General features: G+C 55.6%; 28 protein-coding genes. 10 read left to right on the forward strand and 18 right to left on the reverse strand.

The window, feature by feature from the left end; genetic code table 11:
* Positions 1–55: 55 nt before the first annotated feature.
* The 17 genes from CDI09_RS14095 to CDI09_RS14170 all read right to left on the reverse strand — a co-directional run bounded on the left by CDI09_RS14095 (position 56) and on the right by CDI09_RS14170 (position 9,750).
* Positions 56–784, reverse strand: a complete 729-nt coding sequence (locus CDI09_RS14095) for a tyrosine-type recombinase/integrase (protein WP_078523619.1) — start codon at positions 782–784, stop codon at positions 56–58.
* 186 nt (positions 785–970) lie between these two features.
* Positions 971–1,141 carry a hypothetical protein gene (locus CDI09_RS18275; RefSeq protein WP_167370142.1) on the reverse strand — a complete coding sequence of 57 codons (171 nt, stop codon included), beginning with the start codon at positions 1,139–1,141 and terminating at the stop codon, positions 971–973.
* Positions 1,138–1,527, reverse strand: coding sequence for a DUF3310 domain-containing protein (locus CDI09_RS18595; RefSeq protein WP_236944545.1), 390 nt, complete (start codon positions 1,525–1,527; stop codon positions 1,138–1,140). The genes CDI09_RS18275 and CDI09_RS18595 overlap by 4 nt, the downstream gene beginning before the upstream one ends.
* The gene (locus tag CDI09_RS14105; RefSeq protein WP_078523621.1) at positions 1,524–2,426 is read right to left on the reverse strand and encodes an FAD-dependent thymidylate synthase; all 903 of its coding nucleotides are present in this window, start codon (positions 2,424–2,426) and stop codon (positions 1,524–1,526) included. Before CDI09_RS14105 ends, CDI09_RS18595 begins: the two co-directional genes overlap by 4 nt.
* 229 nt (positions 2,427–2,655) lie before the next feature.
* On the reverse strand, positions 2,656–3,129 hold the full coding sequence (locus CDI09_RS14115) for a hypothetical protein (RefSeq protein ID WP_078523623.1): 474 nt from the start codon (positions 3,127–3,129) through the stop codon (positions 2,656–2,658).
* On the reverse strand, positions 3,126–3,530 hold the full coding sequence (locus CDI09_RS14120; protein ID WP_078523624.1) for a hypothetical protein: 405 nt from the start codon (positions 3,528–3,530) through the stop codon (positions 3,126–3,128). The genes CDI09_RS14115 and CDI09_RS14120 overlap by 4 nt, the downstream gene beginning before the upstream one ends.
* Positions 3,527–4,126 carry a hypothetical protein gene (locus CDI09_RS14125; protein WP_078523625.1) on the reverse strand — a complete coding sequence of 200 codons (600 nt, stop codon included), beginning with the start codon at positions 4,124–4,126 and terminating at the stop codon, positions 3,527–3,529. The genes CDI09_RS14120 and CDI09_RS14125 overlap by 4 nt, the downstream gene beginning before the upstream one ends.
* Positions 4,113–4,319 carry a hypothetical protein gene (locus CDI09_RS14130; protein WP_078523626.1) on the reverse strand — a complete coding sequence of 69 codons (207 nt, stop codon included), beginning with the start codon at positions 4,317–4,319 and terminating at the stop codon, positions 4,113–4,115. Before CDI09_RS14130 ends, CDI09_RS14125 begins: the two co-directional genes overlap by 14 nt.
* Positions 4,316–4,993 carry a hypothetical protein gene (locus CDI09_RS14135; protein WP_078523627.1) on the reverse strand — a complete coding sequence of 226 codons (678 nt, stop codon included), beginning with the start codon at positions 4,991–4,993 and terminating at the stop codon, positions 4,316–4,318. Before CDI09_RS14135 ends, CDI09_RS14130 begins: the two co-directional genes overlap by 4 nt.
* Complete coding sequence (locus CDI09_RS14140; protein ID WP_110571365.1) at positions 4,990–5,682, reverse strand: lambda exonuclease family protein; 693 nt, start codon at positions 5,680–5,682, stop codon at positions 4,990–4,992. The genes CDI09_RS14135 and CDI09_RS14140 overlap by 4 nt, the downstream gene beginning before the upstream one ends.
* Complete coding sequence (locus tag CDI09_RS14145; RefSeq protein WP_078523629.1) at positions 5,682–5,885, reverse strand: hypothetical protein; 204 nt, start codon at positions 5,883–5,885, stop codon at positions 5,682–5,684. Before CDI09_RS14145 ends, CDI09_RS14140 begins: the two co-directional genes overlap by 1 nt.
* On the reverse strand, positions 5,882–6,187 hold the full coding sequence (locus CDI09_RS17805; RefSeq protein ID WP_146220889.1) for a DUF6874 family protein: 306 nt from the start codon (positions 6,185–6,187) through the stop codon (positions 5,882–5,884). Before CDI09_RS17805 ends, CDI09_RS14145 begins: the two co-directional genes overlap by 4 nt.
* A gap of 76 nt (positions 6,188–6,263) precedes the next feature.
* On the reverse strand, positions 6,264–6,449 hold the full coding sequence (locus CDI09_RS14150) for a hypothetical protein (protein WP_078523630.1): 186 nt from the start codon (positions 6,447–6,449) through the stop codon (positions 6,264–6,266).
* Positions 6,446–6,793 carry a hypothetical protein gene (locus tag CDI09_RS14155; protein ID WP_078523631.1) on the reverse strand — a complete coding sequence of 116 codons (348 nt, stop codon included), beginning with the start codon at positions 6,791–6,793 and terminating at the stop codon, positions 6,446–6,448. Before CDI09_RS14155 ends, CDI09_RS14150 begins: the two co-directional genes overlap by 4 nt.
* Before the next feature lie 192 nt (positions 6,794–6,985).
* Positions 6,986–7,708 (reverse strand): hypothetical protein, encoded by a 723-nt coding sequence (locus tag CDI09_RS14160; RefSeq protein WP_146220890.1) that lies wholly within the window; start codon positions 7,706–7,708, stop codon positions 6,986–6,988.
* A gap of 14 nt (positions 7,709–7,722) precedes the next feature.
* On the reverse strand, positions 7,723–8,469 hold the full coding sequence (locus tag CDI09_RS14165; protein ID WP_146220891.1) for a phage antirepressor KilAC domain-containing protein: 747 nt from the start codon (positions 8,467–8,469) through the stop codon (positions 7,723–7,725).
* A 912-nt stretch (positions 8,470–9,381) separates the two neighbouring features.
* Complete coding sequence (locus CDI09_RS14170) at positions 9,382–9,750, reverse strand: helix-turn-helix domain-containing protein (protein WP_078523634.1); 369 nt, start codon at positions 9,748–9,750, stop codon at positions 9,382–9,384.
* Between the two features lie 92 nt (positions 9,751–9,842).
* Here CDI09_RS14170 and CDI09_RS18995 point away from each other — a divergent pair, with 92 nt between their 5' ends.
* From CDI09_RS18995 to CDI09_RS17810, 5 genes are read left to right on the forward strand one after another with little or no spacing between them, the layout of a single operon-like run.
* Positions 9,843–10,058, forward strand: a complete 216-nt coding sequence (locus CDI09_RS18995; RefSeq protein ID WP_078523635.1) for a YdaS family helix-turn-helix protein — start codon at positions 9,843–9,845, stop codon at positions 10,056–10,058.
* On the forward strand, positions 10,055–10,846 hold the full coding sequence (locus CDI09_RS14180) for a P63C domain-containing protein (RefSeq protein WP_236944546.1): 792 nt from the start codon (positions 10,055–10,057) through the stop codon (positions 10,844–10,846). The genes CDI09_RS18995 and CDI09_RS14180 overlap by 4 nt, the downstream gene beginning before the upstream one ends.
* Positions 10,843–11,052, forward strand: coding sequence for a hypothetical protein (locus CDI09_RS14185; RefSeq protein WP_078523636.1), 210 nt, complete (start codon positions 10,843–10,845; stop codon positions 11,050–11,052). Before CDI09_RS14180 ends, CDI09_RS14185 begins: the two co-directional genes overlap by 4 nt.
* Positions 11,052–11,510 carry a single-stranded DNA-binding protein gene (gene ssb, locus CDI09_RS14190; RefSeq protein WP_078523637.1) on the forward strand — a complete coding sequence of 153 codons (459 nt, stop codon included), beginning with the start codon at positions 11,052–11,054 and terminating at the stop codon, positions 11,508–11,510. Before CDI09_RS14185 ends, ssb begins: the two co-directional genes overlap by 1 nt.
* 14 nt (positions 11,511–11,524) lie before the next feature.
* Positions 11,525–11,836 carry a hypothetical protein gene (locus CDI09_RS17810; protein ID WP_146220892.1) on the forward strand — a complete coding sequence of 104 codons (312 nt, stop codon included), beginning with the start codon at positions 11,525–11,527 and terminating at the stop codon, positions 11,834–11,836.
* A 201-nt stretch (positions 11,837–12,037) separates the two neighbouring features.
* Here CDI09_RS17810 and CDI09_RS18280 read toward each other — a convergent pair whose 3' ends face one another.
* Complete coding sequence (locus CDI09_RS18280) at positions 12,038–12,181, reverse strand: hypothetical protein (protein ID WP_167370143.1); 144 nt, start codon at positions 12,179–12,181, stop codon at positions 12,038–12,040.
* An 83-nt stretch (positions 12,182–12,264) separates the two neighbouring features.
* Between CDI09_RS18280 and CDI09_RS17815 the strand changes: the two genes are divergently transcribed.
* The 5 genes from CDI09_RS17815 to CDI09_RS14220 all read left to right on the forward strand — a co-directional run bounded on the left by CDI09_RS17815 (position 12,265) and on the right by CDI09_RS14220 (position 14,915).
* Positions 12,265–12,705, forward strand: coding sequence for a hypothetical protein (locus CDI09_RS17815; protein WP_146220893.1), 441 nt, complete (start codon positions 12,265–12,267; stop codon positions 12,703–12,705).
* Between the two features lie 281 nt (positions 12,706–12,986).
* Positions 12,987–13,202, forward strand: a complete 216-nt coding sequence (locus CDI09_RS14205; RefSeq protein ID WP_078523640.1) for a hypothetical protein — start codon at positions 12,987–12,989, stop codon at positions 13,200–13,202.
* Complete coding sequence (locus tag CDI09_RS14210) at positions 13,199–13,615, forward strand: hypothetical protein (RefSeq protein WP_078523641.1); 417 nt, start codon at positions 13,199–13,201, stop codon at positions 13,613–13,615. Before CDI09_RS14205 ends, CDI09_RS14210 begins: the two co-directional genes overlap by 4 nt.
* Entirely contained in the window at positions 13,612–14,448 is an 837-nt protein-coding gene (locus CDI09_RS14215) for a hypothetical protein (protein ID WP_078523642.1), read from the forward strand. The genes CDI09_RS14210 and CDI09_RS14215 overlap by 4 nt, the downstream gene beginning before the upstream one ends.
* Positions 14,445–14,915 carry a hypothetical protein gene (locus tag CDI09_RS14220; protein WP_078523643.1) on the forward strand — a complete coding sequence of 157 codons (471 nt, stop codon included), beginning with the start codon at positions 14,445–14,447 and terminating at the stop codon, positions 14,913–14,915. Before CDI09_RS14215 ends, CDI09_RS14220 begins: the two co-directional genes overlap by 4 nt.
* Positions 14,916–14,919 lie beyond the last annotated feature (4 nt).

A 14,919-nucleotide genomic window follows, 5' to 3' on the forward strand; every position in this document is an offset into this window, starting at 1 on the left:
GCAGAAGATACGGCTGGGATCGGTCAAACGGGATGAAGCGGCTCATCGCGACACTCTACAGCCTTACCCCTTCACAGGGTACCCCAACCCGACAGGCTGCTAGGGCGACAGGAGGTAAATCGACATGCCGTTCGCGCCCCTGCTTTTGCCAGACTGTGGCCCGGCGCCCGCGCAGGTCTACGTCCTTCCACTCAAGATCTAGGGCTTCTGACATTCGGCATCCGGTAGATGCCAAGAATACGATCAGAGGACGCAAATGAGGCGCGGCGCAGATAACAAGTCGCGAAACCTGCTCCGGCCGCATGAACTTTTTCGGGTTTTTCTTTACCGGAATGGGAGCAAACGATGGCCGATCACACCAGCCGTTTATCGCCCCAAATTCAAGGACAGCCTGCAACGGTGTTCTGATAGCCCGTTTTTTGGTCGATAAGGCAGCTTTATCCCCATCTCGAAGAACGGCGCGATATGCGCCAAGTAGAGATGCTTGGTTTATATCTGTCAGCCGTGTTGTTCTGAAGTGATCCAGAAGGCGTAGTAGGTATCGCTGGGTTGCCTGTGAACGAGGATGGTAATCAAGATAGGCCGTAACTGCTTCGGCAAATGTTATGACCGACCGTTTGCCATAGATTGTTTCATTCCAGAGTTCAGCTTCACGCTTGCGCCTGATTTCTTCTGCAACCCGTTTGTCAGTCGTTCCAGTGCTTTCGAATATGCTTTGTCCGGAGACAGTGCCCCGCAGGTAGAGATTTTTCGATTTCGGGATGGATACGATCTTGAGGGGCATTCTATACTTTCGATGAGCCTATGATAGTCAGACTGTGAGAAAATGTATTTCCTGCCCCAGCGTCTGTGGGTTGGACCGCCGTTATGTTCAGGGCATTCGCGGATATGGCCAAGCAAGCGGCAACGACCGATTTTTCCTTTCAGCCGCTCCAGCACATCCTGCAAAGTCATGAGATCAGGGGGGATATTACCCATTCCCCACCTCCAAAACGCGCCCGCTATCCACGAGCCTCTGCCAGACTGCTGCCTGCATCGCCACGATTTCTCCGTTGCGCCGCAGAAAAACGCGGTATCGGTTCTGTTCAATCAGTTCCACGGTTTCGGTCAGGTCGCCTGCTATGCGGATTTTGTGGGTCATACTGCCTCCCGCCGCGCGATCTCGCGCTTGATATACCATTCGGCCTTCTTCAGATCCTCCAGGGCATTGCCCTTCTCATCGGCGCGCCAGATGTATTTCAGGGCATTGCCGAGGTTGAAGGACATATGCTCAGCCACCTGTATGCATTCGATGCCGGACGGATGGGCATTGTAGTGCCGGGGGTGGTTAATGGTGCTGGTCTGCCCCAGATCGCCATGCTGGGTTGCTTGGCGCATTGGTGGATTATGGATGCTATCATACCCCTGATACCAATCATCTTCGCCTGTGGCTGCTGTATGGATATCGTCAGGCACTTCTCTCGGCGCCCCACGCTCAGCCGCCCGGCGGCCGCGCTGGTAGGGGGTGTGGCTTGGCTGTTCGGTCACAGGTATTTCTCCATCAGGGCGCGGTTCTGAACCCATCCCCGGAAATTGCGTTGGTCAGTTTCGTTGTGAAAGCCGAGCACGTAGGGCGTGGCCTGGTGCTCAAATGGACTGGCGTGGAACGGCCGTGACTTGGTCAGTCGCTCACCAAGAGCGATATCCTCACTCAGTGATGACTTGCGGCCATCGTGGGTCAGGTAGGATGTGCGGGCGCACCGGGCAGCCGATACAACCCTCAGATTGCCGGTAGGGTCCATGAGGCCCTGGTGTTCGCGCATTTCATCGGTCGATACGAACGGCAAATGCCACTGTCCCAGATCAAGGTACTGCACTGGCGCGGCCAGCATTGCTATCTTCATCGCCTTCGCCAGCGCACGGATTTCCGGCTGGGCGTCCTCATGATCGCGCAGAGCGAAGAAGTTGTCCCATTCCGTTGCCGTCACCACCACGTTGATGTGGGCGAACGGTTCGAGGATGCGGTTGACGATCTGCTTATGGGCTCCGATGTGGGCCAGAGCTTTGGCATGTTCAGTCATATCACGGAAGGCCATGCTCCAGCGATCTTTTGCGGCCTGAAGCGCCGCCCCAGTCAATTCCTGCTTGGCCTGCATTCCCGCCTGGTTGGCGCCCCAGAATGAGGGCTCAACGGGATCGCGCTCAATATCTGAGATCATTCGCAGCACAGGTATAGCCCGACTGCTGGAGGCGTTGCGCGAAAGATCCTCGCAATACATAAGCCCATCGGAAATGGCCTCATAAAACAGGCATTCTGGCTGGGTCTCGATTATGCGGTGCGTCAGTTCCTCGGCATGGATAAAGCGCGGATACCGCAGAAGCAGCGTATCGATACGTTTCCCCGCCGCGTCAACGCTGGCGAGGATTGAAGTAGCTTCAATAGTCATGAGACCCTCCAAATCCGAAACCCGGTCTCGGTTTTACGGTATGAGAACTTGCGTTCGGAGTGCCTCTCCTTCACGCGCTTGAACAGGTTCACCCATGACTTGAGATCAGTGGGTCCACAGGCGAAGCTATCACCGATGCACCGGCTCGCTACGAAGTCGCCCCGTTCGCTACGCCGGGTTTCAACTGGCGGCATGGGGATGCCTTTTTCGATTGTGGGGAGGGCTATATTCATCCCTGCGCCTCCCGCTCCGCCTTCATGGCCGCGTCCACAGCAGCGCGGAACGTCTCTCCACCGACCCCACAGCTCTCGCCGTCTGGTACTATGTGCCAGCCAGAACCATCCAGATACACGGCCTGCGTTGCGCGGTGGCGTTCGATCCAATCCAACCGCTCACTATCCTGCGTCACCTTCTCTTTAAGACGGTTTATGTATAGCCTCAATTCTTCTGGGACGCTTATAGTTAGAAAAGGGATACTGCAATCAGGGGATGCAAAACCACCTGTAAGATCGGCACATTTTGATAGGCCCTTACGCAAAGATGATATTTCTTTATCGCACTCCGCCCGCGCGCGCTGCTCTGCACGGCGTTCGGCCTCCAGGATGTGCTTGGTCGCGGCGTCCCGGTCATCCACGAATGAAAATGTGCCTTCCTCGCCAAACAGGTTAGTGAGATCAGCTATCTGTTCTTCCCGACTTCTCACGACTTCTTCCCTTCATCGTCGGTTAGGGCGCGGATGGCGACGGCACATTCATCTGCGGCAAACATACGTTCCTCAAATGCTATGACGTCCGCATCATCTTCCGCCGCGTCGCTCAGTGCGTAATAATGGCAGCTGATTGCTTGAGCGACCTTTGCCGCCCTTTCCCTCTCATCCTGCCGCATCTGCGCAAGTTCAGATGGATCGCGTGCCGGTTCGCCATAGATGTATTTTTTTGCCTTTGACTGAGGCAGTGAACAACTATGCTTTCCCCACACTTCGAATTTTTGATCCCAGAAGTGCAGTTCCCACACAACGGGTTCTTTTTTCAGAGCAAGCCAGTGATATCCAGAGTGTTCCGGCTGATCTGGCAGGCCGTTCCATGGTTTGGTTTTCTGGGTCATACGCCCGATCCTTCATTGAGGATTTCTGCGACGGTCTGAGAGAAAATAGCGTATGCTGCCATGGCAGGAGTGTCGGCTCCGGCGTCCATTAATTTTTCATATTGAGCAAAAAGTGACAGGATTTCTTTAAGCCGAGCAATCTCAACATCCCGCTCGGCAGTATATGCATTGGAATATTGCACGTATTCAGGCCATGCTTTCCAAACATTATTAAGAAATGTCCTGTTCCCATAGGTATCCCTCGTCCGCAAACCTGATACATACTCAGGTGTGGTATCATGCCCGGTCGCCTTGGAGCACATCTGTGCGTAGAATTTCTCAAAGGATTCCCGAGATGAATCTAAGTTTCCGCCCGTTACAGGCGTGCCGATGGCGCGCACAAGGTCATCACATGCAGCATAGTGGTGACGAGCAAACCGCCATTCATTTTCCGCGTTGTTCTCCGCAATTTCCTTGGCAATAACATCAGCTGCGCTGATCTGCTCTCCACTCAACGGCAACCGTACCATCACGAACTGTTCTTCGTTCTTCATAATCATCTCTTCCAAATCAACCTGCCGCGCATCAGGGATCAGTTCGTTTTCAGAACTGCACATTGTCAGCCCCCACGATCTGGTCGAACGCGGCCCACGGCTCGACCCCGTTGGCGCGGGCGATCTGGAGCCTCTCGTGCTGCTGGCTGGTGAGGGGCGCAGAATTGTGCGCCCGCATGTGGAGTTTGACCTGCTCCAGCCACGTTAGCGGCTGGGTCAGGTGTTCGGGTTCGGCTGCGTCGGATGCCTGGGTCATGCAAACTCGCCCTCACTGATGCGCTTGGCGTTGTCAGCGACGGATTTGGTCAGTGCCGAATGCGTCGCCTTATCGTGCTGCTCGACAAAACCAATCAGGCGCTTGTAACTGTCGGCTTTATTGATGTTTGCCAGGTCAGCCATATCAGAGGCGCTCTCCATCATTTTTATGACTTTCTCAGCCGCCTCTTGGGCCGCTTTGATGCGGGCAGACATCGCTTCATCATCACTCTGGCCAGAGCCTTCATTGCTTTCAGCCTTGGGCTGGGGCTTTTCCTTCTGGGCAGCCCGCAGCGGCTTGACCGTGTAGAGTTTCTTGCTGCCGCGCGTAACCTGCAGGGCCAGTGGCATATCTTTTTCAAGTCCGCTCATGTGGCTGATGCGAATGCCGCCGACCATGATGCCGCCATACTTGACGCTCGGATCACGGAACAGGGTCATGGATTTTCCAGCGTAGCTGTGACCGTCACGGCCCCAGACATTGTACATAACCCGGCGCATGGACTTGCACGGATAGTAGGGCTTGCCATTGCAGCCCTTATAAAACACGGCTACGGGCTGATCTGCATTGCCCTCGGTGACGCGCTCAACTTCAACCGTGCGCGGACCATCAAGAAGGTCATCCGCATTGAGCTGGTCAGACTTGGCAATGATCGTTTTTCCCATATCCATCATATCACGATGTCCTCTTCCATCGCCCTGCGCTCAACGTCGATGAAACGGAGCGCGGGGTCGTTCAGTGCTGTCTGGTATTCGGCCTGCTTCTCAGCTAGCCGGGTTTCGAACTGTGTGGCGGCATCAATGAGCAGCGCCTGGTATTCCGGGTCTGGAAACACACGCTTGACCATCATCTTGCCGCCACCAAAGGCCGGAAAGCTGATGAAGTCGAGCCATTCGCGGCCAGAGACCATCAGGCCGGTCTGGATCTGGCCCATGTATTCGGCCGGCACATCGCGGCTGCAGATCGTTTCAAGCTGCAGGCCATGTGCCCGCGACTTACATTCGATCAGGCCCGTGTCGCCAATCAGGCCATCCGGCGAGTAGCCGATCTTGAAGCCCCAGCGATCCTCGACCATGAAGCCGATCTCTTTGACCGGCGCGATCTGGTCGACATAGGCGATCTTGGCCTCGATCTCGTCCTCATGCCCGCGCTGCATGGCGTAGGTCTGGGGGATTTCCTCGACCACGCCAGTGATGCGCTGAGACAGAAGATCGGCGACCAGACGGCGCACGGTCTCGTTATTGGCGATCTTTCCGGTAGGCGTGACCAATTTACCGATTACGCTGGCCGTCAGCACACCACAGCGCGCCTGTAGCCACTCATCTGTTCCTTGCTCAAGATCATCATAAACCGTTAGAGCCATCACACACACACCTCAACAAAAGCCACTCTCTGACCACCAGGCAGCCACAGCGCGCTATAATCAGGGAACGGCCACGCCGGGATGGTCAGATCATCTGATGGGCGCCTGATCTTGCTCTCCCATTCGCCCCCATACTGTGCATGCAGGCTGCTCAGCATGGCCCGGCGCGCGGCGTCGAACTGGCGCGGGGTGAAGGGGGTCATGCTTCACCTCGTTTTGAAAAACGTGGAGAAAACCCGTTCATAAGCTTGCCTGTAGTTCGGTCAAGATGACACTCTATTCCAAACACGTCATGCCCAAAATTGAAGTCATCTGCCTCCAAAAGTTCGCGCAGCCGCAGTGGGTTTCCATTCGCATGAGTTGCCGTAATATCCATACGACATGACACGAGATCGAATTCGGCATCAGGGCGATATTTGTATGCGACTTCTGCTGCTCGTTCAGATATGGCCCTTATTATTCCTGCATCACTATCTGACACATCAAAACTGATATGATTACTCACAGCCCCTTCCTCCCCACATGGTTCTGCATCACACGTCGGTTGATCCGCACGCGCTGGTGTTCTGTCAGGGGGAAGGTCATGGCAGGTCTCCAGCCAGAAAGGAGTGGCTCTTGCGGGCCTTGCAGACACACTCCAGAACATCCTCAAGATCGGCTCTGATATCCGGTCGCTCTTCTCTCTCTACATCGCGTCGCAGAACGATTTCAGCGCGCGACAGGCCCTCGTAGATATTATCGAGGGGCTGTTCATACCGGCTGGTCATGCCGCGCACTCCATACGCTCGGACCGGCGCATATCGGCACGGTCAAAAGCACGACTTTCCCGCTCGTCTGCCTCGATGCGTTCAACCGTTTCCGGGAAGTCCTTGATGGACTTGTTCACCATGACGATTTCATCATCCAGCGCGCCACCATGCATACCGCCCGTCATGTCGCTCACATCGTGAAAGCGGGCATCAACACCCTTCGCCTGTTCGCGCAGAGCGATCAAAGATGACTGATACTCACACAGCCGCTGATATTCGTCCTCAGCCCATGCGGGCCAGCAGCCGCCAAGAGCGTTGTCGATATCACCCTGCGAACAACCGTCAGGAAGATTACTGCACATAATCAATTCCTCTCATTACTTGAAAAATACTCGGCCAACTCGGCCAGACTGCCGGGACCGCAATCCCGGTGGCCTGGGCGTGTCAGGGCATTGCAACGGTAGCGAATGCGTAGAACACCGTTCCCAGAAGCATGGCGCCGAGTAGAGCCATGCCTAGAAAGCGGGTTAGGTGGTTGTCGGGTAGAGGAGGCATTACCGCCTCACTACTTCGCCGTTTTTGACGGTATAGAGGACTCCTGCCTCGATGCCGTCTTCGCCCTCATAGATATTGATAAAACGAGTACGGGTGCCATCGTAATAGGCTAGAGATGCTGCACCTCCCTTGCCCAGACTGACAGAACCGTTCATCCCCGCGAATGCGATAGTAGCATTCTCTCCGGTGCATTCTGCCCGTGCGTCGTTGCCCGAGAACCCGGCCCGTGCGTCGTCGCCCGAGAACCCGGCCTGTGCGCCGTAGCCCGAGAACCCGGCCCGTGCGTCGTCGCCCGAGAACCCGGCCTGTGCGTAGTCGCCCGAGAACCCGGCCTGTGCGTAGTTGCCCGAGAACCCGGCCTGTGCGTAGTCGCCCGAGAACCCGGCCCGTGCGTAGTCGCCCGAGAACCCGGCCCGTGCGTAGTTGCCCGAGTCAACATCGACGCCTTCCGTCGCAGCAATGATCGAGCGCACATCGCTCTCAATAAAGGCGGAATCGATGTTCTTTACATCAAACGCCTTATTAGCCAGCCACCGCGCATCGCCATAGCGCTTATCAGCATACAGACCGGTCATCACGTCGCCATACGTGCCGCCCTGAGGGAACTTCTCGCGGAACCAGTCGCGCCCATCGGAGCAAGCGCCCCATTCGCGGATTTTGAGGAGGGTAATCTGTGCGGGGTTGTTTTCGGGAGCAGTCTGCTGCTCAGGCTGTGTGTTCATGTTCGTTTCCATTATTACTGCATCCCCAGACGATGAGCCAGGCGCGTCATGCCTTTTGGCGTGACGAATACCTGCTGTGTGCTGACTTCTTCGCCTGCGCTGTTGGTATAGGTGGTGTATTTCATCTCGACGTAACCGGCATCGACTGCGCCGGAATATGCCTTCCAGCGCCCGGCCTGATCGCGGAATGTCCACTTGATTTCGCGCAGAAACTCGATGCCGCGCTTGGAGCCGATCTGGAGTTCCTTACCGACTTCGCGCAGGTTTGTGCGGCCCTTGCTGTTGGCGAGGCGTTCGAATACTTCCAGCTTCGGCGCTGCCTCTGCCTTCTCGGCTTCGAGAGCAATCACCTTTTCCGTGTAGGTCAGGAGCGTGCTACGCAGGAAGGCGGGATCGTTCAGGTCAATGGAAAGGGGGTGCTCAATATGCACACCCTTCGTCACCATCGCATCAAACGCGCGGATGACTTTCAGGTGGAACGCGGGACTGATCCACATCGCGTAGGCGTAGACCAGTTCTTTCACGGCATAGGTGCCACCATAACGACCAGCCTTAGAGGAGACTGGCTCACATTCTAATTCCCCATTTTTGAGGAGTTCCTGAATAAGGCCCTCTGTGGAGGCATTCCGAGTAAAGTGCTCTACCTGCGTAGATTTATAGTCATGGCCAGCGGCGACGGCTGCCTTATGACAATCATTCAGGCAATAGCGCCCGTCTGCATCCTGTCGAATTTCTGTAGAGAGAATTGTGAGCTTGGTCACTTCCCATCTCCGTGTTGGTGATGGGTATATGTTTGTCAGACAAACGAGATGGACGCAACAGGAAAGTTCGCCACACAGACAAAATATCACCCATGCAAAAACCTCCTTCGCGAATCCGTCGGAACATAATATGAACACAATTGAAAGGATTCGCCATGGCCGCCGAAACTGTCCTGATCCAGACCTATAGCCGCCAGCAGATGCCTTGGGGCGAATGCGTATGGCCAGACTAAATCCGCGTGTGCAGGTCGAGGCAAGAGGGCATGATGCGATTTTATCAGGTGAAGGCTGGGCTCACCGACGCGATAGGTGCGCACGTGTTTTGCGCTTGGGTAGGCGACGACGGCCAGAACTACGCACAGACACTGGGAGAAGTAGGCGAGCGGACTGCGGTGAACGCTAGATAAAGAAAACCCCGCCGGAGCGGGGTTGGGATCAGGTGCGCTTATTCGCCCAGCGCTTGATCCTCGTTTTGGTAAAGGGTGCCAAAACAATCAGTCCGATGATTGGGATGGCAAGATAGGCGATCTCAAAATCAGTCATCTCTCAGTGCCTCCAGAACAGACCGTGCAGCCTGATTGATCCTATACGAAAGCAGGGTCCATAAGCCAGCCCCGGATACGAGCGTCAAAAACGGCAGCTTTTTACTATGGTCGTAATAGTGACTTATCGCTGGGACAACATAGCCCGTGACCGCGATAGAAACAGCAATGCCGTTCAGCCAGTTTGCCAACAGCTTCGTTTGTTCATTATGAACGAGATTAGACACAGGTATTTTCCATTATTATCGCATAACCCATATCTAAATTCCGTATGCCTTCTTAGCCTTTTGTTCTGCTATCGTTCCGTGAGAACGAAAGGGAAACAATGAGCGGGAACGCGGCAAAAGACCTACGGGCGATGGGGGATGGGCTAGGCTGCATTGGTGTCGATTCTGGCCTTGAGAAGCGCCATCAGGCCGAGGCGCTCTTCGTCGCTCATAGCGCGCCAGATCTTCAGGAGGAGAACCTCACGTTCGTCATGCGCGGCGTTCTCGGAGCCTTGACTAGACGCGCCAGAAAGGCCCGTAAGGTAGTCCAAGGAAACATTGTAATATTGAGATAAAGCAACAGCCGCGTCTAAGCTGATGCCTGTGTGCTGGGACTCTGCCCCAGCCAAATGACTACGGGATACACCAGCAGCATCCGAAACCTCAGCCTGCGTTAGCTTCCGGCCAAGCTCAAGGGCACGCTTCTGGCGCACCTCACCCAGTCTCGCAGCGAATAGTTTCCTGTCCATCATACGCGGGATTATGCCTCCTTTCTGGAAATGGCGTGCCTGTCAGGCAAACAATATGCTTGCCTGACCGAGTGTTTGTGTGGCAAACACACAATATGACACCGAAAGAACTTCTGCGCCGCGTGGGCGGCCCGTCTGTGCTGGCAAGAGCATTACGCCTTCGCCACTCGACGCCTATTCTTTGGAGAGAAATACCGCCTCATCACTGCCCGACGATTGAGGCGCTATTCAGCATCCCCCGCGAAGAACTGCGCCCGGACCTGTTCCGAGGCGTGACGGTCGTGCGCCCCGAAGGGGAGGGCGCGCGGTGACTGCCCAAATCATCCCTTTCAAAATTGAGCGGCAGCAGGATGGCGAGTTGCGGATTTCAGATGAAGAACTTGCCAACAAGCTCGGCTATGAGGATATCCGCGTATTCCGACGCCTGATCAAAAAACATGAAGATAACATCTCTCAACTTGGCGATGTGTTTTCAAAACTCATCGCTCCGGAAGGCGGCGGCAGGGCGGCTCGGGTCTATCATCTGACCGAACAGCAGGCCGTATTTATGGTCAGCAGGTCTGATAAGCCCGCGGCAACCATGATCATGATTGGTGTTTCTCGCGCATTCGTTGATATGCGCCGCAAGACCCAGCGTGAAATGCCGCTCCCTGAGTTCTTCCGCCTGTCTCTGATCAACGATCAGGTTCGACAGTGGCAGCGTGAATACCCGGATGGGTTCTTTATTGACCTACATCGGGTTCTTGGTCTGACGCGCCCCGCGATTGGCAACCACTCCAACTGCTCGCACTTCATCAATCGCTACATCTATAAGTTCCTGTTTGGGGAACTTGGGCTGACAGCGATCCGCGACGCCAATCCAGCAGATGAAGAGCACGTTCGTGCCCACAAACATCATCAGGTTCTCAAGGCAAAGCATATGCCTGTGCTGCGTCAGCATATCGAAAAAGTGGCGACCATTCTGTCGTGCGCCATTTCCCTTCGCCAGTTTGATGACCTGTTCAATCGGCGTTTTCCTTCCGTCAATACTCAGATCGGCTTCATGTTCGGCGAAATGCCGGTGATGGCTGGTCGCCCCCTTCAGGAGGCCCGCTCATGAGCAAAACCTTCCCCCTCTCAACAGCCCTCTGCCGCCTCGGTCTCGCAGGCTGCCCGCAGGAAGCGCGGGCACTCGTTCATTACGGTCTGGTCCGCGTTGATGGCGACTGCGCCAAAGGCGGCGAATTTGTTGGCTATGGCGTGACCCTCTCCCTGCGTGGCGTTGGCGAACGTGTGGTCAGTCGGCAGACGATGGGGGTGCAGTGATGGCCGGTCATTTCTCCCAGACGATCATCCTTGGCAATGTGGGCAAGGATCCTGAAATACGGACCACACAAGGCGGCCAGAAGGTCGCCAGCTTCACGCTCGCCACGTCTGAAACATGGAAAGACAGGCAGTCAGGCGAAAAGCGCGAAAAGACCGAATGGCATCGCGTGGTCTGCTGGAATGAAGGGCTGACCAGCGTGATCGAACGGTTTGTCCGCAAGGGGTCCAAGGTGCAGGTCATCGGCCAGAACCAGACCCGGAAGTGGACCGACCAGAGCGGGCAGGATCGCTATACGACAGAAGTCGTGATCCAGAAGTTTGGCGGGAATCTGGTTCTGTGTGGTGAGCGTACCAACGATGGTGGTTCACCCCCTCAGCAGTCCCAGCCTCGCCAGCAGGGCGGCCAGCAGCGTTCGGGTTGGTGGGATGCGCCTGATGATGAAACCATTCCATTTTAGCGGGAGATAAGAGCATGAATAATGTCTCCAAAACCTGCTTTAAATGCCAGCAGGAAAAACCATTAAGTGAGTTTTACGTCCACAGGCAGATGCTGGATGGCCATCTGAATAAGTGCAAATCATGCGCAAAATCAGACACAAGAAAAAATAGATCTGCAAATAAAGAGTATTATTTGCATTATGATCGTTTACGCGCCGGTCAACCTGACCGAATAGCCGCGCGACGCGCTTATGCGCAATCAGAGGCGGGAAAGGAAAAATTAAAAAAGGGGAGAGATGCATGGCAAAAAAACATCCCATCCAACGTCGAGCCCATAACGCAGTAAGCAATGCAATACGGGATGGGCGACTAATTCGAAAACCTTGTGAGGCGTGCGGGGGTGCAAATACTCAGGCCCACCATGATGATTACACAAAGCCATTAGACGTAAAATGGCTTTGTGTTCCCTGTCATGCCGCTCTTCACAAAGATGAACGAAATCTCATGGGAGCAGCCTCTCGGCGTCATTTGGTGAGTTTCTGATGCATCACCGCCCCGCCAGTTCCGTGGCCACCATGGCCGCCAGATGCTGCCGGACCTCGACTGGCGCGTCGGGATGGGTTGCCGCCCATACCCGCGCCATCAGGACCAGTATCTGCGGAATTGACAGGGTGCGGTCTCCTTCTTTCATCCCATCCGCCAATTCGATTGGTGGTTTCTCCAGCAAGGTTTTCTCCGGTTCCGTTCGTTGCTGTTCGGAATGTGGAGCAAACCTTGTCCAAAAAATTGGAAATCAATTCCGCCAGTTTGGAAAAACGCGAAATGCTTACTGCTGAGACAGTGACGCAGAATGCCCAGACAATGGCTCGAACCCTTTCAGAGACGTTCGGGCGCGGGCTCGGCGTCAAGGAAATCATTCACCGTATTGCTCGACTGCTGCGGGTCACCGACCGGCAGGCGAAGGGCCTTTACTACGGAGAATGGGAGCGCATCCCGGCGCATATCTATCTGCGCCTGGTTGATGCCTATCGCAAACATCTGGCGCGCGCAGAGCGGCAGGCCGAGCATCAGGCCGCCATCTACCGTGCCCTCAGTCAAGAATGGAACGACACATGGGGAGATACATCCTCCTGCGGCGCGCTGCCATCACCCGATGGCGGGCAAGCCGAGCACTCCGGCGCGCAATCTCCCTGCGGCGCTGGGCCGAATACCTGAGCGAACGAGCCGACCGACTGGAACGCCGGGCCGATGAACTGAAACGGGAGGCCGGAGAGTGACACACCTCATAACCGGTCGCCCGATTACAGAAATGCAATCAGTTCTTGCAGATGCAGTAGAGCTGGCGGGTGGGCAGCATGCGTGGAGCCGAAAAACCGGGATTCCTCAGTCTGTCGTGTCACTCACGCTTAGCGGCCGGCGCGACGTATCTGAAAATATTGTCAACGCCCTGGGCTATGTGACCCAGACTGTTTGTCTGCCGATGAGGGGGCAAAATCATGTCTGACCGCACATGGATCCGTGTATCCGGCGTCGACCAGAACGGCACGTATTTCGTGGGGATCTACAACGTCCGGTCCGAGCGTGAGGCGCAGGACTGGCTGTGGCTGGAAAATTGGAAGTGGATCAGGGTTCGGCTGACAGGGCTGCGTTATGAAGCTCTGGGTCCGGGTGACCGGGCATGCCCGTTCCCGGCGCGGGAGATGGCCGCATGATAACCTTCACCATTCCCAAGCCCTTTCCATTGCTTAACCACAGCATCGGCCAGAGCCGTTTTGCGCTTACTGGAATGCGCCGAAAGATGGCGCGGGCAGTCGCGGACGCGGCGCTTCATCTGCGGCCCTCTGATCCGTTCCAGAAGGCACATGTGCTGATCGAGCGCTACTCGGCCGGCACGCCGGATACAGACGGCCTGTACGGCGGCGCGAAGTTCCTGGTGGATGCCCTGACGACGCCGCGCCTCCTAAACGTCCGCACGCCGGGCGCCCGACAGCGCGTGAAGAACAAGCGCGGTCTGGGCTTCGTTGTGGATGATGCCCCCAAGCACATGACCCTCGAGGTCCGATCCGTGAAATGCCGCCTGTGTGAACAGCGGACTGTTGTTACGATTACTGAGGTGGTGGCATGACCAAGAAATACGAATACGACGAGAACTTTGTGTTTTACACAAAAGCCAGAAATCTCGCGATCTTGTCCGAAATGTCCAAGGCCCTCGACCGAGAGTGTCGCGGGTCGTCTATCATGACCATCAATACCCTGTCATATCGTGGATTCAATGTGGCACTCCACAAGGCTGGTGGCATCGTAATGATGGCGCAATGCCGTTATGGCTCAGTAATAATCCACGATCCTGATGGAAAAATCAGCAGGCCGTCCCGGCTGACATTCCCGAAGGGCTTCCTGAAAAAGTGTCGTCGCCCAAGGCTTTTGGAGCGAATGGATGAAAATTGCCAGCCGTATGAATGCGAGGCGAGCGTTCCGGACTTCATGGTGCCTGACATGGTGAGCGCCATTTATTGCGGCGCGTTTATCAATGGGAATGGCAACCTTCCTGAGGACGACAAGAACACGGGCATTTGGTCGTGCAGGGCGGAGTGGGGCGAGGGAGATGATGACTGGTCTCTGTTCATCGGCCCCCTGTCGATCGACCCGGCCCGTGTTGCGGCAATAATCCAGAAAGCGCCGGAAGAAGATACAACGACCATTTTGTCCGATCCTGCCATACGAACGGTTTCTCGCGTAATAACGGCACATGCCAGAGAGAGTGACCCCACCGCCGTTGGCGTCTGGTATTCGCGGACGTTTGGATCTGGTGCCGGTTCGGTAGTTGTTCACCGGAACATTCTCGATCCGAACATCATCATTACTACTTCAGTGGCCGTGGCTCTTGCCGGTCAGGTTGTTGATGACGCACGCATGCCCGGCTGGTTGGCCGATATGTCGGAAGAGGTGGTAGCATGACAACAACAAAAATCTCCACCCGCCTGCGTAAGGCATGGCGCGTTACGGTTGATGACTATGATGGTGAAGAGCTTTACTTCGCCCATACCGCCGGTCAGGCCCGCATGATGTGCTGGCGTCACATGGATTGCGCGCGCGGCAGGATCGTTGAAATCCATGCGCGTCGGTGGCGCGAGAAGGACCAGGTATTGCCGGGTCGTGATCCTATCGCCGACACCCTTTCCAAAGAGGAAATGGAGTGTCTTCTACACGCGTTTGGCCTGAATGAATACGAGCCGTGGAAAGCTGGTTATCGCGGTCATTTCTTCACGTCATCGAAAAACAAGACGATGCTGGGGCTTGTCGACAAGGGTTTGATGCATCCGGGGAAAGCCCCCTGCTGGAAAGACACGAATGTGTATTTCCATCTGACGAAATTAGGGCAGCACGCCGCGCTTTCGCTCACTCCTCTGTATGGCGCGAGGTAACAGA

It is taken from the genome of Komagataeibacter nataicola, assembly GCF_003207795.1.
GTDB lineage: Bacteria > Pseudomonadota > Alphaproteobacteria > Acetobacterales > Acetobacteraceae > Komagataeibacter > Komagataeibacter nataicola.